General features: G+C 69.0%; 11 protein-coding genes. 3 read left to right on the plus strand and 8 right to left on the minus strand.

What is annotated here, in order from left to right:
- Positions 1-39: 39 nt before the first annotated feature.
- The 8 genes from hisG to metH all read right to left on the minus strand — a co-directional run bounded on the left by hisG (position 40) and on the right by metH (position 10,579).
- Complete coding sequence (gene hisG, locus C8K38_RS00680) at positions 40-891, minus strand: ATP phosphoribosyltransferase (RefSeq protein ID WP_097209772.1); 852 nt, start codon at positions 889-891, stop codon at positions 40-42.
- Between the two features lie 67 nt (positions 892-958).
- Positions 959-1,222, minus strand: coding sequence for a phosphoribosyl-ATP diphosphatase (locus tag C8K38_RS00685; RefSeq protein WP_027501839.1), 264 nt, complete (start codon positions 1,220-1,222; stop codon positions 959-961).
- Positions 1,223-1,324: 102 nt separating this feature from the next.
- Positions 1,325-2,971, minus strand: coding sequence for an ABC transporter ATP-binding protein (locus tag C8K38_RS00690; protein WP_257016957.1), 1,647 nt, complete (start codon positions 2,969-2,971; stop codon positions 1,325-1,327).
- A complete protein-coding gene (locus tag C8K38_RS27450) occupies positions 2,968-3,813 on the minus strand; it encodes an ABC transporter permease (RefSeq protein WP_097209774.1) in 846 nt (281 codons plus the stop codon). Before C8K38_RS27450 ends, C8K38_RS00690 begins: the two co-directional genes overlap by 4 nt.
- Positions 3,810-4,757: an ABC transporter permease gene (locus C8K38_RS00700; protein ID WP_097209775.1), complete on the minus strand. Its 948-nt coding sequence runs from the start codon at positions 4,755-4,757 to the stop codon at positions 3,810-3,812. The genes C8K38_RS27450 and C8K38_RS00700 overlap by 4 nt, the downstream gene beginning before the upstream one ends.
- Positions 4,758-4,766: 9 nt before the next feature.
- A complete protein-coding gene (locus C8K38_RS00705) occupies positions 4,767-6,278 on the minus strand; it encodes an ABC transporter substrate-binding protein (RefSeq protein WP_097209776.1) in 1,512 nt (503 codons plus the stop codon).
- Positions 6,279-6,303: 25 nt separating this feature from the next.
- Positions 6,304-7,017 (minus strand): HAD family hydrolase, encoded by a 714-nt coding sequence (locus C8K38_RS00710; protein ID WP_373560212.1) that lies wholly within the window; start codon positions 7,015-7,017, stop codon positions 6,304-6,306.
- Positions 7,010-10,579 carry a methionine synthase gene (gene metH, locus C8K38_RS00715; protein WP_097209777.1) on the minus strand — a complete coding sequence of 1,190 codons (3,570 nt, stop codon included), beginning with the start codon at positions 10,577-10,579 and terminating at the stop codon, positions 7,010-7,012. The genes C8K38_RS00710 and metH overlap by 8 nt, the downstream gene beginning before the upstream one ends.
- 51 nt (positions 10,580-10,630) lie before the next feature.
- Between metH and C8K38_RS00720 the strand changes: the two genes are divergently transcribed.
- The 3 genes from C8K38_RS00720 to C8K38_RS00730 all read left to right on the plus strand — a co-directional run bounded on the left by C8K38_RS00720 (position 10,631) and on the right by C8K38_RS00730 (position 14,616).
- A complete protein-coding gene (locus C8K38_RS00720) occupies positions 10,631-11,527 on the plus strand; it encodes a PAC2 family protein (protein ID WP_027501842.1) in 897 nt (298 codons plus the stop codon).
- Positions 11,528-11,800: 273 nt separating this feature from the next.
- A complete protein-coding gene (gene nirB / locus C8K38_RS00725) occupies positions 11,801-14,278 on the plus strand; it encodes a nitrite reductase large subunit NirB (RefSeq protein ID WP_097209778.1) in 2,478 nt (825 codons plus the stop codon).
- Positions 14,275-14,616, plus strand: a complete 342-nt coding sequence (locus tag C8K38_RS00730) for a Rieske (2Fe-2S) protein (protein ID WP_097209779.1) — start codon at positions 14,275-14,277, stop codon at positions 14,614-14,616. The genes nirB and C8K38_RS00730 overlap by 4 nt, the downstream gene beginning before the upstream one ends.
- Positions 14,617-14,689 lie beyond the last annotated feature (73 nt).

The following is a 14,689-nucleotide window of genomic DNA, read 5'->3' on the forward strand; positions in this document are numbered from 1 at the left end:
CCGGGGCCGTTCGAGGTTGTCGGCGCAGATACCGCCGCGTCAGAAGGCCCGGCAGGACCTGATGTCGGACGCCAGGATCGCCTTGGCGCCGATCTCGGCGAGCTGATCCATCACGTCGTTGCTGACCTTGCGCGGCACCAGCGCGCGGATCGCGACCCACGCCTCGTCGGCAAGCGGCGAGATCGTCGGCGACTCCAGGCCGGGGGTGATCCGCAGCGCTTCGTCGAGCAGGCCGCGCGGGCAGTCGTAGTCGAGCATCAGGTACTGCTGCGCGAAGACGACGCCCTGCACGCGGGCGATCAGCTGATTGCGCGCCTTGTCGGTTCCGTCCGAGCCCTCGCGCTGGATCAGCACCCCCTCGGAGTCGCAGAGGGATTCACCGAAGGCCACCAGGTTGTGCTGGCGCAGTGTGCGGCCGGAACCGACGACATCGGCGATGGCGTCCGCGACGCCGAGCTGGATCGAGATCTCCACGGCGCCGTCCAGACGGATGACGGTCGCCTCGATGCCGCGGGCGGCGAGGTCCCTGCGGACCAGGTTCGGGTACGAGGTCGCGATCCGCAGGCCTGCCAGGTCGGCGGGCGACCACTCCTTGCCCGCGGGGGCCGCATAGCGGAAGCTCGAACGACCGAACCCGAGCGACAGCCGCTCGGAGACCGGGGCGCCGGAGTCGAGGGCGAGGTCACGACCGGTGATGCCGAGGTCGAGTTCGCCGGACCCGACGTAGATCGCGATGTCCTTGGGACGGAGGAAGAAGAACTCGACCTGGTTCGCCGGATCGAGGACGGTCAGGTCGCGGGAGTCGGTACGGCGGCGGTAGCCGGCCTCGTCGAGGATCTCGGCGGCGGACTCGGACAGCGAGCCCTTGTTCGGTACTGCGACGCGCAGCATGGGGTGTTCCTTCCGGAAATGGCGAGAAAGTGGCCAGAGGACGTGCGGAGTCGGTGCGGAGCGCGACTCACAGATGTCGGTAGACGTCCTCGAGCTTGAGGCCACGACCGACCATCAACACCTGCACCCAATAGAGCAGCTGCGAGATCTCCTCGGACAGCGACTCGTCACTCTCGTGCTCGGCGGCGATCCACACCTCACCCGCCTCCTCGAGCACCTTCTTGCCCTGCGCATGGACGCCCGCGTCCAACGCGGCCACGGTGCCGGAGCCCTCGGGACGGGTGGCGGCACGGTCGGTCAGCTCGGCGAACAGCGAATCGAAGGTCTTCACGGGTCACGATTCTTTCACGGACGAGCCGGGACTCCCCACCGCCCCGCCACAACCCGCCCCCAGTGTTGTTTCGAGCGACCTGCAAGCAGTCGCTACGGGGGATCAGACCTCCGGCAGGACCAGTTTCGGAGCGCTCGCGATGAGCGTTCGGGTGTACTCCTCCCGCGGCCGCTCGTACACGTCCTCGGTCGGTCCGCACTCCACGATCCGGCCCCGATGCATCACCGCGACCACATCGCACACGTGCCGGACCACGGCCAGATCGTGCGAGACGAACAGCAACGTCAGCCCGTACTCGTCGACCAGTTCGGCCAGCAGGTCGAGGACCTGAGCGCGGACCGAGACGTCGAGCGCGCTGACCGGCTCGTCCGCCACCAGGATCTTCGGCTTGGTGATCAGTGCGCGGGCGATCGAGATGCGTTGACGTTGACCGCCGGAGAACTGGTGCGGGTACCGGTGTGCCATCGCCGGTTCGAGCCCGACGGCGGTGAGCATCTGGGCGACGGCCTCGGCCGAGCCCGCGCGCGTGTCGAGCGGCTCGGACACCACGTCGCCGACCTTCATCCGCGGGTCCAGCGAACCCATCGGATCCTGGAAGACGATGGAGACATCGCGCCGGAACTGCCGCAGCTCCCGTTCCCGTGCCCCGACGATCTCCTGCCCGTCCACCACGATCGAACCCGCCGTCGGTGTGTCGAGGGCACACAGCAACCGGATCAGCGTGGACTTGCCCGATCCCGATTCGCCGACCACGCCGAACCGCCGGCCGCGACCGATGTCGAACGACGCGTCGGCCAATGCGTGCACCGGCACCGCGCGACGCCACAGCGTGGACCGCGACCCCCGGTAGGTGCGGCCGAGCCCCCGTACGGACACCAGCGGCTCGGCCTGTTCATTCGACACCGGCGCGGCAACCGTTGGCTCCCCCGGCCCCGATCCCGCCGCCACCGTCCCGCCGAGCGTCGACCCGCTCAGGTCCGACGCCTCGAGCAGGGCGCGGGTGTAAGGGTGCTGCGGAGCCCCGAACACCCGCTCGATCGGTCCGGACTCGAGGATCGACCCGTCCCGCATCACCAGCACCCGGTCGCACAGCGCGGAGACCACGGCCAGGTCATGGGTGATGAACAGCAACGCGGTGTCGTGCTCGCGGACCGTGGTGTCGATCAGGTCGAGGATCTGCGCCTGCACGGTCACGTCGAGAGCGGTGGACGGCTCGTCGCAGATCAGCACCCGAGGGCGGTTCGCCATCGCGATGGCGATCAGGACCCGCTGTCGCTGCCCACCGGACAGTTCGTGCGGATAGGACCGCGCGATACGCGCCGGATCGGGGAGGTTGACCGCGGCGAGCTGCGCGAGCGCCGCCTCCCGCCGCTCGCCGCGGCTCAGCGCGCCGTCGTGGAGCTCGATCACCTCGGCGACCTGCCTGCCCACCTTCATCAACGGGTTCAGCGCCGTCATCGGCTCCTGGAAGACCATCCCCAGGTCGTCTCCCCGCAGGGAGGTCAGCAACCGCTCCGGAGCACCGACGAGATTCGCGTCGACGCCGTCGAGGGCGATCGAACCCGTCGCCGACAGCTGGTCCGGCAGCAGCCCCATCAGGCTCAGCGCCGTCAGCGATTTGCCCGACCCGGATTCGCCGATCAGCCCCAGCCGCTCGCCCCGCTTCAGGGTGAACCCGATGCCGTCCAGCAGGGTGCGACCGCCCGCGCAGACGGTGAGGTCAGAGACCTCGACCAGCGGGCCCGTCACTGCCGCACCGTCTTCGGGTCGAATCGATCGCGCAGCCCGTCGCCGAGCAGGTTGAACCCGAGCACGGTCAGCGCGATCGCCAGGCCGGGCCACAGCATCACCGCGGGCTGCAGGTACAGGTACGGCTGCGACTCCTGCAGCATCCGGCCCCATGACGGGGTCGGCGGAGGGGTCCCGAAGCCCAGATAGGAGAGCGCCGCCTCGGCCAGTACGGCGATCGCGAAGGTCACCGACGCCTGCACGATCAGCGCGCTGGAGATGTTGGGCAGCACGTGCCGCAGCGCGATCCGAAACGGGCTCTTGCCCGCCGCCCGCGCCGCCAGCACGTAGTCCTTGGCCATCACCTGTCTGGTGCCGCCGCGGGCGACGCGAGCAAAGGCGGGCGCGGTCCCGACGCCGAGTGCAGTCATCGCCGTCACCGTCGACCCGCCCCAGACCGCGGCGAAGACGATGGCCAGCAGCAACGCGGGGAACGCCAGCAGCACGTCGTTGCCACGCATCAGGATCTCGTCCGACACACCGGGGCGCATACCGGCGGCCACCCCGATCGGGATGCCGATCGACGCCGCGATGGCCACGGCCACGACGCCGACCAGCAGCGTCGTCCTGGCACCCACGAGGAGCGAGCTGAAGATGTCCCGGCCGAAATCATCGGTACCCAGCCAGTGTTGGGCGCTCGGATGCAGCAGCCGCGCACCGGAGTCGACCACGGTCGGGTCGTAGGGCGTCCAGACGAAGGAGAGCAGCGCGGCAAGCACCACCGCGGCAACCAGTCCGACACCCAGGGCCAGCGTGCCCGACCACCGAACCCGATTCATGCCGCGCTCCGCATGCTGTGTCATGCCGCGCTCCGCATGCGGGGGTCGATCGCGGTGTAGAGCAGGTCAACCACGAGATTGAGCAGCAGCACCATCAATACCAGCACCATCACGATGGACTGCACCTCCGCCATGTCCCGCTGACTGACCTTGTCCAGCAACAGACTGCCGAGCCCGGGCACCACGAAGACCCGCTCGACGACCACAGCCCCGATCAGCAGCGTGGCCAGCTGGAGTCCCGCGACGGTGACCACCGGCACGGCGGCGTTGCGCAACCCGTGCCGCAGCAGCGCTCCCGTCCGGGTCAGGCCCTTGGCCCGCGCTGTCCGCAGGTAGTCCGCCCCCAGCTCGTCGAGCACGGCGGAACGGACATACCGCGTCAGCACCGAGCCCTGGACGAGTCCCAGTGCCAAAGCGGGCAACGTCAGATAGCTGAGGAACCCGCCGATCCCCTCGATCGGCGCCTGCCAACCGCTCGACGGCAACCAGCCCAGCTCGACGGCGAACACGGTGACCAACAGCACGCCGGCCAGGAACGCCGGGATCGCGATGCCCACCTGGCTGAGCCCGCCGATCAGCACTCCGTCGGGGCTGCTGCGCCGGACTGCCGCCAGGACCCCGAGCGGGATCGCGACGACCAGCGCGACCACCATGGCCGCACCGACGACCCAGAGCGTGACCTGCAGCCGATCGAAGATCTCCGGTCCGACCGGCTGCCTGGTCAGGTAGGACTCGCCCATGTCGCCGTGCAGCATGCCCCACACCCAATTGCCGTAGCGCACATGGGCCGGCGCGTCGAGGCCCATCGCGGTCCGCTCCCTGGCCACCTCCTCGGCCGTGGCCTGCACCCCCAGTGCGATCCGTGCCGGATCGCCGGGGAGCACCGACAGCAACGCGAACACGAGCACCGATGCGAATGCCGCGGTGAGCGCGAAGATGCCGAGCCGCCTGATCAATTGAATCGCCATCACGCCGCCCTACCCGCGCCGCACCCGGGACAGGTCGAGCGCCAGGGAGGTCGCGTTCGCCGGGAGCCCGGAGATGTCGGCGTCGGTCACCGCCAGCAGCGGAAAGAGGAAGAGCCAGTTCGCCGCCGCCTCGTCGGTGATCGTCCGCGCCACCGTTCGCATCTTCTCGACGTAGCCGGCCTCGTCCGCCGCGTCGGCCTCCGCGAGCAACCGCATGACCTCGGGATTGCGATAGCCCCAGTAGTACTCGGGATTGCCGAAGGTGGCGATGTCGCGCGGCTCGGCGTGTTGGATCACCGACATCTGGTAGGCATGCCTGCCGAACACGGAATCGAGCCAGACCGCGGGGAACTCGACCGGGTTGGTCTTCACGGTGAAACCGACCTGCTGCAGTTGCGAACTCACCACCTGCGCGGCGGCCGTGGCATAGGGCAGGTTCGGCACGTCGAACCGCACCACGGGATTCGGGGTGCCCGCCTCGGCCAGCAACTCGCGGGCCCGCTGCGGATCGAACGGGTACACGCCGGTGAGGTCCTCGTACCAGGGGTCGGTCGGCGGCACCATCGATCCGATGAGCTCGCCGTAGCCCGCATACGCGGTGTCCCGCACGGCCTTCCGATCCACGGCGTACATCACCGCCCTGCGGACCCGGATGTCGTCGAAGGGCGCGACCGCCCCGTTCATCGACAGCGTGACCTCGCCGTTGGTGCCGCCCTCGATGACCCGGAACCGGGGATCGGCGCTGAACTGACCGAGCAGTTGCGGAGCCCCGAGACTGTAGATCGCGTCCACCCCGCCACTGAGCATCGCGTTCGCCTGCGCGGTGGCATCGGCAAAGTACTTCAGCCGCACCGTCTTCATAGCCGGTTGCGCGCCCCAGTAGCGGGGGTTGGCCGCGAGCACCAGCTCCGAGCCCGGGTTCCAGCGCGCCACCGTGAACGGGCCGGTTCCGATCGCGGTGGTGGCCAACTGGGTGACGCCGCGCGGGGTGAACATGGCACCGACGGGACCGGTCATGTTGAACAGCCAGGCGTTGCTCGGCGCCCGCAGGATCACCCGCGCCAGATGCGGCGACGGAGTCTCCACCCGATCCACCACGGCCATCAGTGCGGGCGAGTTCGCGGTCCACTCGGTCTTGACGCGATCGAGGCTGAACTTGACGTCCTCGGAGGTGAAAGCCTCACCGTTGGAGAAGGTCGCGTCCTCGCGCAGCACGAACTCGTAGACGGTGCGGTCCGGGCTGGTCGTCCACGAGGAGGCCAGCAGCGGGACTATCGCGCCGTGGTCGTCGAGCCGGACCAGCCCCTCGTACACGTTGTCCAGCAACGCCTGCGGGATCGCCGCGCCCGCGGTGCGGGTGAAGTCGAGGTTGTCCGGTTTCGCGATGAGCGCGACGGTGAACGTGTCCGGTCCGCCCGCGCTCGACAGGCCGGCGCCTGCCGAGCAGGACGCCAGCACGGCGACGGCCACGGTCGACGCGGCCACCCCACGCAGGAGCCGACCGGTCCACCGAGGCGTCATGCCAGGAATCCTGCCATGGCTCGGCTCAGGCGTGGACGGTCCGCCACGCGGCGGTGAAGCCCGATTCCCCGATCCCCTCGAGACTCTCCCGGTGCACCCGCCGCGGTCCGGTCGGCACCGCGACCTCGCACGGCACCACCAGGACCGCGCAGCCGGCCGCCTCCGCCGCCGCCGAGCCCGTCGGCGAATCCTCGACGGCCAGGCAGTGTTCCGGAGCGATGCCGAGCAGCTCCGCCGCGCGCAGGTACGGATCCGGCTCCGGCTTGCCACGCGGGACCTCGTCACCGCAGACGGTGATGTCGAAGTGCTCGCGCCCCAACGTGTCCAGCGCCTGCTCGGCCAGCACCCGCTCGGTGTTGGTCACCAGCGCGGTGCGCAGCCCGCTCTCGCGCACCGTGCGCAGCGCCTCCTGTGCGCCCGGCCGCCACGGGATACCGAGCGAGAACAGCTCGGTGACACGGCCGTTCACCCACGCCGCGGCGTCCGCGAGGGCGGCGGCCGTCGGATCGAGCTCCAGCGCACCGAAGATCGTCGCCAGCGCATTGGGCCCGGAGGCGCCGATGATCGAGTGCCGTGTGCTCGGCGTCATCACCCCGCCCAGTTCGGCGGCGAGCTCGTGCATCGCGACGTCCCAGAGCTTCTCGGAGTCGAGCAGTGTGCCGTCCATGTCCCAGAGCACAGCCTTGAGATCGGGACCCGACACCGCCATTGCCGCCTCGAACACCGAGGCCTCAGACATTGAAGTACTTGGCCTCGGGGTGGTGCAGCACGAACGCATCGGTCGACTGCTCGGGATGCAGCTGCAACTCCTCGGACAGCACCACACCGATCCGCTCCGGCTCGAGCAGGGCCACCATCTTGGCGCGGTCCTCGAGGTCGGGGCAGGCGCCGTAGCCGAACGAGTAGCGGGCGCCCCGGTAACCGAGCTTGAAGAAGTCCTCGACGTCGTCGGGATCCTGCTCGGCGAGGTTGTGACCGCCCGCCAGCACCAGCTCCTCGCGGACGCGACGGTGCCAGTACTCGGCGAGTGCCTCGGTGAGCTGCACGCCGATGCCGTGCACCTCCAGATAGTCCCGGTACGAGTTCGCGGCGAACAGCTCGTTCGCGAAGTCCGCGATCGGCTGGCCCATCGTCACCAGGTTCAGCGGCAACACGTCGACCTGGCCGGTGCTCCGAGCCTCCTCGCGCGAGCGCACGAAGTCGGCGATGCACAGGAACCGGTCCCGGTGCTGGCGGGGGAAGGTGAACCGGAACCGTTCCGGCGCATCGGGAGTCGGCTCGGTGAGCACGACCACGTCGTCACCCTCGGAGACCGCCGGGAAGTAGCCGTACACCACCGCGGCGTGCGCGAGGATGCCGTCCGTGCTGAGCCGGTCCAGCCAGTAGCGCAGCCGCGGCCTGCCCTCGGTCTCCACCAGCTCCTCGTAGGTGGGTCCGTCACCGGCCCGCTGCCCGCGTAGACCCCACTGCCCCAGGAACAGAGCCCGCTCGTCGAGCAGGCCGGAGTAGTCCGCCAGCGAGATGCCCTTGACGATGCGGCTGCCCCAGAACGGCGGCGTCGGGATCCCGATGTCGGTGGCGACATCGGAACGTTCGGGCACCTCGACCGGGACCTCGGCTGCCTTGCGCGCCTCCGCGATTCGCTTCGACCGCTCGTGCCGCGCCTTGCGTTCGGCGGCCTTTTCCTTCGCCGCGATGGCCTCCGGGCTGTCCGGGTCGGGTCCCCCGCCGCGCTTGGTCGTCATGATGGTGTCCATCAGGCGCAGGCCTTCGAAGGCGTCGCGCGCGTAGGACACCTCGCCCTCGTAGATGTCGGCGAGGTCGTTCTCGACGTAGGTCCGCGTCAGTGCCGCGCCGCCGAGCAGGACCGGGAACTGCTCGGAGACGCCCTTGGTGTTGAGCTCCTGCAGGTTCTCCTTCATCACCACGGTCGACTTCACCAGCAGCCCGGACATGCCGATCACGTCGGCCTTCTTGTCGATCGCCGCGTCGAGAATGGTCGCGATCGGCTGCTTGATGCCGAGGTTGACCACCTCGTAGCCGTTGTTGCTCAGGATGATGTCGACCAGGTTCTTGCCGATGTCGTGCACGTCGCCCTTGACGGTGGCCAGCACGATCCGGCCCTTGCCGTCCTCGTCGGTGGCCTCCATGTGCGGCTCGAGGTACGCGACGGCCGCCTTCATCACCTCGGCGGACTGCAGCACGAACGGCAGCTGCATCTGTCCGGACCCGAACAGCTCGCCGACGATCTTCATGCCGTTCAGCAGCGTCTCGTTGATGATCACCAGCGGAGGCTTCTCGGTCATCGCCTCGTCGAGGTCGGCCTCGAGTCCGTTGCGCTCGCCGTCGACGATGCGCCGCTCGAGTCGCTCGAACAGCGGTAGACCGGCGAGCTCCTGCGCGCGGGTCTCGCGGGCCGAGGCCGCGGACACGCCCTCGAACAGCTCCATCAGCTTCTGCAGCGGGTCGTAGCCCTCGCTCCTGCGGTCGTAGACCAGGTCGAGCGCCACCTGGCGCTGTTCCTCGGGGATCCGTGCCATCGGCAGGATCTTGGACGCGTGCACGATCGCGGTGTCCAGGCCCGCCTCCGTGCACTCGTGCAGGAAGACCGAGTTGAGGACCTGCCGAGCGGCGGCGTTGAGTCCGAACGAGATGTTCGAGATGCCGAGGGTGAAGTGGATCCGGGGGTGAGACGCCTTCAGCTGTCGGATCGCCTCGATCGTCTCGATGCCGTCCTTGCGCACCTCCTCCTGGCCGGTGGAGATCGGGAAGGTGAGCGCGTCGATGATGATGTCGGACTCGTCGAGGCCCCAGTTGGCGGTGATGTCTTCGATCAGCCGCTCCGCGATCCGCACCTTGTGCTCGGCGGTGCGCGCCTGACCCTCCTCGTCGATGGTCAGCGCGACGACGGCGGCGCCGTGCTCCTTGACCAGCCGCATGATCTTCTGGAACCGCGAATCCGGCCCGTCGCCGTCCTCGTAGTTCACGGAGTTGACCGCGGACCGTCCGCCGAGGTGCTCGAGGCCGGCCCGGATCACGTCCGGTTCCGTCGAGTCGATCATGATCGGCAGCGTCGAGGCGGTCGCGAGCCTGCTCGCGAGTTCGGTCATGTCGGCGGCGCCGTCGCGCCCGACGTAGTCGACGTTGAGGTCGAGCATGTGCGCGCCGTCGCGGGTCTGATCCTTCGCGATGTCGATGCACCGGTCGAAGTCACCGGAGATCATCGCATCGCGGAATGCCTTGGAACCGTTGGAGTTCGTGCGCTCGCCGATCACCAGGATGCTGGCGTCCTGCTCGAACGGGACCGCAGCGTACAGCGAGGACGTGCCGGGCTCGGGAACCGGCGTGCGCGTGGCCTTCTCGACCAGGCGCACCGCATCGGCGACCTGACGGATGTGGTCTGGCGTGGTGCCGCAGCAACCGCCGACCATGCCGAGCCCGAACTCGGAGACGAAGCCGCTCAGCGCCTCCGCGAGTTCCGGTGCGGTGAGCGGGTATTCGGCACCGTTTGCGCCCAGCACCGGGAGTCCAGCGTTCGGCATCACCGACACCGGCAGCGTGGAGTGCTTGGACAGGTGCCGCAGGTGCTCGCTCATCTCCGCGGGACCGGTCGCGCAGTTGAGGCCGATCATGTCGATGCCGAGCGGCTCGAGCGCGGTCAGCGCGGCGCCGATCTCGCTGCCGAGCAACATGGTTCCGGTGGTCTCGACGGTGACGTGGGTGATGATCGGGATCCGGCGTCCGAGCTTCTCCATGGCGTGCTGGCTACCGATGATCGCGGCCTTGACCTGCAGCAGGTCCTGGCAGGTCTCGACCAGGATGGCGTCGGCGCCCGCCTCGATCATGCCGAGTGCGGATTCGGTGTACGCGTCGCGGAGCACCGCGAACGGCGCGTGCCCGAGGGTGGGGAGCTTGGTGCCGGGCCCCATCGAACCGAGCACGAACCGCGCCATGCCGTCCCGGCCGGGGCCCATCTCGTCGGCGACCTCGCGGGCGATCCGGGTGCCGCGCTCGGAGAGATCGCGGATCCGGTGCGAGATGTCGTAGTCGGCGAGGTTGGGCAGGTTGCATCCGAAGGTGTTGGTCTCGACGGCGTCGGCGCCGGACTCGAAGTACGCCCGGTGGATGTCCGCGAGCACGTCAGGGCGGGTTTCGTTCAGGATCTCGTTGCAGCCCTCGAGGCCGAGGAAATCGTCGAGGGTGAGGTCCGCGGCCTGCAGCATGGTTCCCATCGCACCGTCGCCGATGACAACGCGCTGCGACAGCGCATCCAACAGGGCGGAGTGAAATGGGGCAGACATGCCGTCCAGAGTAGTGGGCCCCTTGAAGGACCCTGGTCGTAGGCTGGTCGGGTGAGTCCAAGCGAACCCGAAGTCACGTCCGAGCACGACGCGCCCGCGCTGCGTGACCCCATCCTCGTCGCCGCCTTCGAGGGCTGGAACGACGCGGGCGATGCCGCCAGCGGCGCCGTCGAGCACCTGGAACTCATCTGGGACGCACGACCGCTGGCCGAGCTCGACTCCGAGGACTACTACGACTACCAGGTCAATCGTCCGACGGTTCGCCAGGTCGACGGGGTCACCCGCGAGATCGAGTGGCCCGCCACCCGGGTCTCGGTGTGCTCGCCCCCCGGCAGCGAACGGGACGTGCTGATCCTGCGCGGCATCGAGCCGAACATGCGCTGGCGCAGTTTCTGCGACGACCTGCTCGAGATCATCGAGGACCTCGGCGTCACCACCGTGGTCATCCTCGGCGCCCTGCTCGCCGACACCCCGCACACCCGGCCGGTGCCCGTCACCGGCACGGCGTACAGCACGGAGTCGGCCGAGCGGTTCAACCTGGAACAGACCCGGTACGAGGGGCCGACCGGGATCACCGGGGTGCTCCAGGACGAATGCGTCAAGGCCGGGGTGCCCGCGATCTCGTTCTGGGCCGCCGTCCCCCACTATGTGTCGCAGCCCCCGAACCCGAAGGCCACCGTCGCGCTCCTGCAGCGGGTGGAGGAGGTGCTCGACGTGGAGGTGCCGCTCGGCGAGCTGCCCGCCCAGGCCGAGGAGTGGGAGCAGTCGGTCACCGAGATGACCAAGGACGACGAGGAGATCACCGAGTACGTGCGCTCGCTGGAGGAGCGTGGCGATGCGGAGGTCGACATCTCGGAGGTCATCTCCAAGATCGATGGCGATGCCATCGCGGCGGAGTTCGAGCGCTACCTGCGCAGGCGGGGACCTGGCAGCTTCGGCGGTCTGTGAGATTCGTCTCTCCCGGTCGGCGGGAGCCTCTGCGGCGGGATCGGGACCGGCCTGCGAGACCGATCACGCCAGATCACAGGCCTGTCATTCATGTCCTGACATGTGCCCGATCCGCCCGGTGAGTACTTCCTGATTCCCACGTAACCTCTGCGCATCCACTTCGTCACCGGAGCGCAGCACCCTCGAATCCATGACGAGCACACGGCGGTACCTGCGCAGCGTGGACAGGTGCACCGGCGGGGCCGTCACGGACCTCGGACAGGTGGTGCTCTGATGCGACGACTGGTTGTGATCGGCAACGGAATGGCGGGCGCCCGCACGGTGGAGGAGATCCTCGCCAGAGGCGGCCGCGACCAGTTCGACATCACGATGATCGGCGACGAGCCGTACGGCAACTACAACCGGATCATGCTCTCGCACGTGCTGGCGGGCGAGTCCAGTACCGACGACGAGGACCTGATCCTCAACCCGATGAGCTGGTACCGGGAGAACGGCGTGACGCTGTACGCAGGCGACCGCGCCATCCGGCTCGACCGCTTCGCGAAGACCGTGACCTGCGAGAGCGACCGCGAGGTCAACTACGACGTGCTGATCGTCGCGACCGGAAGCAACACCTTCTTCCCGAACATGGACGGCTTGCGCGAGACCGACGGACGGCTCGCGCGGGGCGTGTTCGGATTCCGCACCATCGCCGACACGAACGGCATGCTGCAGATGGCACAGGCGGAGGACGACGTCTCGGCGGTGGTCATCGGCGGCGGCCTGCTCGGGCTCGAAGCGGCCTACGGGCTGCGCACCCAGGGGCTGACGGTGAACGTCGTCCACTCCCCCGGCCACCTGATGAACCAGCAGCTCGACGAGCGCGGCGGATCGGTGCTGCGCGCCAAGATCGAGGCGCTCGGCGTGGGTGTGCACACCTCGGTCCGGACCGACGCGGTGCTGCGCGACGAGCAGGGGCGGGTGACCGGTGTCGCCTTCACCGACGGCAGCTCCCTCGCCGCCGACATGGTCGTCGTCACCGCCGGAATCCGTCCGAACACCGAGCTGGCCCGCGCGGGCGGACTGGTGATCGAGCGCGGCATCGTCGTCGACGACCAGATGCGCTGCGAGGACGAGGGTTCGGTGTACGCGGTCGGCGAGTGCGCGCAACACCGCGGCGAGCTGTACGGCCTCGTCGCGCCGGTGTGGGAGCAGGCCGTGGTGCTGGCCGAGCACCTCACCGGCTCGAATCCCGAAGCCGCCTACGAGGGTTCGCGGTCGACCACCAAGCTGAAGGTCGCAGGCGTCGACGTCGCGGCGATGGGCGTCAAGGGCCCCGAACTCGACGACGACGAGTTCCTCCAGTTCTACGATTCGCGCAACGGCACCTACAAGAACGTCGTGGTGCGCGACGGCAAGCTGATCGGGGCGACCCTGATGGGCGAGGTCGGCAAGGCCGGGATGCTGACCCAGGCCTTCGACGGCAAGATCGAGCTCCCCGAGGATCGCCTCAGCCTGCTGTTCGACCTCGCCGACGGCGGCGCCGCGACCAGCGCGGCCGACCTGCCGGACGACACCCAGGTCTGCAACTGCAACGGGGTCAGCAAGGGCGACATCGTGTCCTGCGTGCACGCGGGGGCGTCCTCGCTCGGCGAGGTCATCGCGAAGACCAGGGCAGGAAAGGGCTGTGGCTCCTGCAAGGGGCTCGTGGCCGACATCGTCGCCTGCGCGGCGGGTGGCGCACTGGTGCCGGATCCGTCCGCCGACTGGTACGTCCCGTGCATCCCGATGACCAAGGCCGAGCTGATCTCCGCGATCCGGGAGCAGGACCTGCGCGCGGTCTCCCAGGTGTTCACGGCGCTCGCGGCCGACGGCGCCGAGGACGCGGGGTCCAAGATGCCGCTGGCCTCGCTGCTGCGCACCATCTGGGGACCGGACTGGGTCGACGAGCGCGGCGCCCTCTTCATCAACGACCGGGTGCACGCGAACATCCAGCGGGACGGCACCTTCTCGGTGGTACCGCAGATGAAGGGCGGGGTGACCACCCCGGACCAGTTGCGCCGCATCGCCGATGTCGCCGACAAGTACCAGGTTCCGCTGGTGAAGGTCACCGGCGGCCAGCGCATCGACCTGCTCGGGATCCGCAAGGAAGACCTGCCCAAGGTGTGGGGTGATCTGGACATGCCGTCGGGCTACGCCTACGGCAAGAGCATGCGCACGGTGAAAACCTGTGTCGGCAGCGACTTCTGTCGGTACGGTCTTGGCGATTCGACCGCGCTGGGCATCGCGCTCGAGGACCGGTTCCAGGGGCTCGAGACGCCCGCCAAGCTCAAGCTGGCGGTCGCGGGGTGCCCGCGGAACTGCTCCGAGGCGCTGTGCAAGGACTTCGGCGTGGTGTCGGTGGGCGAGGACCGGTGGGAGATCTATGTCGGCGGCGCGGCGGGGGCCCACATCCGCAAGGGTGATCTGCTCGCGACAGTCGAATCGTCGGACGCGGTACTCGACGTGGCAGGCCGCTTCATCCAGTACTACCGCGAGGACGCGAAGTGGCTGGAACGCACATATGCCTGGGTTCCACGAGTGGGACTGGAACACTTGCAGGCCATACTGATCCGCGACGAGGAGGGGGCCGTGGCCGGATTGGACGAGCGCATGGCCATCGCGATCGCGGGGTACCGCGACCCGTGGCAGGAACGCACCGAACCGAAGTCGCCCGCGCAGTTCGTGCCGTCGCTTCCGCTGCTCCCGCTCCCCCAGGTGCCGGTCCGATGACCGCGCTGCATTCGCCGAAGTGCCCCGAGGACGCGACGCCGACGACGCTCGGCGCGGTCACCGACCTGACCCCGGGTGAGGGCAGGGCGTACGCCATCCACGGGCTCCAGCTGGCGGTGTTCCTGTTGTCGGACGGCACGATCCGCGCGATGGACGCGGTGTGCCCCCACAAGGGCGGCCCGCTCGCCGACGGGCAGATCGACGGCGGCGTCGTGATGTGTCCGCTGCACCAGTACGCGTTCTCCTTCGACACGGGCGCGTGCACCTCGGAGGGTGTCGGTGCGGCGCAGACCTACCCGGCCCGGGTCGTCGACGGAATGGTGACGGTCGACATCTAGGCACCTGGCACACAAGACGCAGCTCAACAAGTGGGGCCCAGCCGGCGGCAGGGCCCGAAGATCCTCGGAGAGG

Origin of the sequence: Rhodococcus sp. OK611, from assembly GCF_003050885.1 — a bacterium.
In the GTDB taxonomy this organism is placed as follows: domain Bacteria; phylum Actinomycetota; class Actinomycetes; order Mycobacteriales; family Mycobacteriaceae; genus Rhodococcus_G; species Rhodococcus_G oryzae.

Excerpts from the sequence above, each read along its gene's own strand:
- hisG (WP_097209772.1), bottom strand. The coding sequence starts at position 891 with ATGCTGCGCGTCGCAGTACCGAACAAGGGCTCGCTGTCCGAGTCCGCC.
- C8K38_RS27450 (WP_097209774.1), bottom strand. The coding sequence starts at position 3,813 with ATGACACAGCATGCGGAGCGCGGCATGAATCGGGTTCGGTGGTCGGGC.
- C8K38_RS00700 (WP_097209775.1), bottom strand. The coding sequence starts at position 4,757 with ATGGCGATTCAATTGATCAGGCGGCTCGGCATCTTCGCGCTCACCGCG.
- C8K38_RS00705 (WP_097209776.1), bottom strand. The coding sequence starts at position 6,278 with ATGACGCCTCGGTGGACCGGTCGGCTCCTGCGTGGGGTGGCCGCGTCG.
- C8K38_RS00710 (WP_373560212.1), bottom strand. The coding sequence starts at position 7,017 with ATGTCTGAGGCCTCGGTGTTCGAGGCGGCAATGGCGGTGTCGGGTCCC.
- metH (WP_097209777.1), bottom strand. The coding sequence starts at position 10,579 with ATGTCTGCCCCATTTCACTCCGCCCTGTTGGATGCGCTGTCGCAGCGC.
- nirB (WP_097209778.1), top strand. The coding sequence starts at position 11,801 with ATGCGACGACTGGTTGTGATCGGCAACGGAATGGCGGGCGCCCGCACG.
- C8K38_RS00730 (WP_097209779.1), top strand. The coding sequence starts at position 14,275 with ATGACCGCGCTGCATTCGCCGAAGTGCCCCGAGGACGCGACGCCGACG.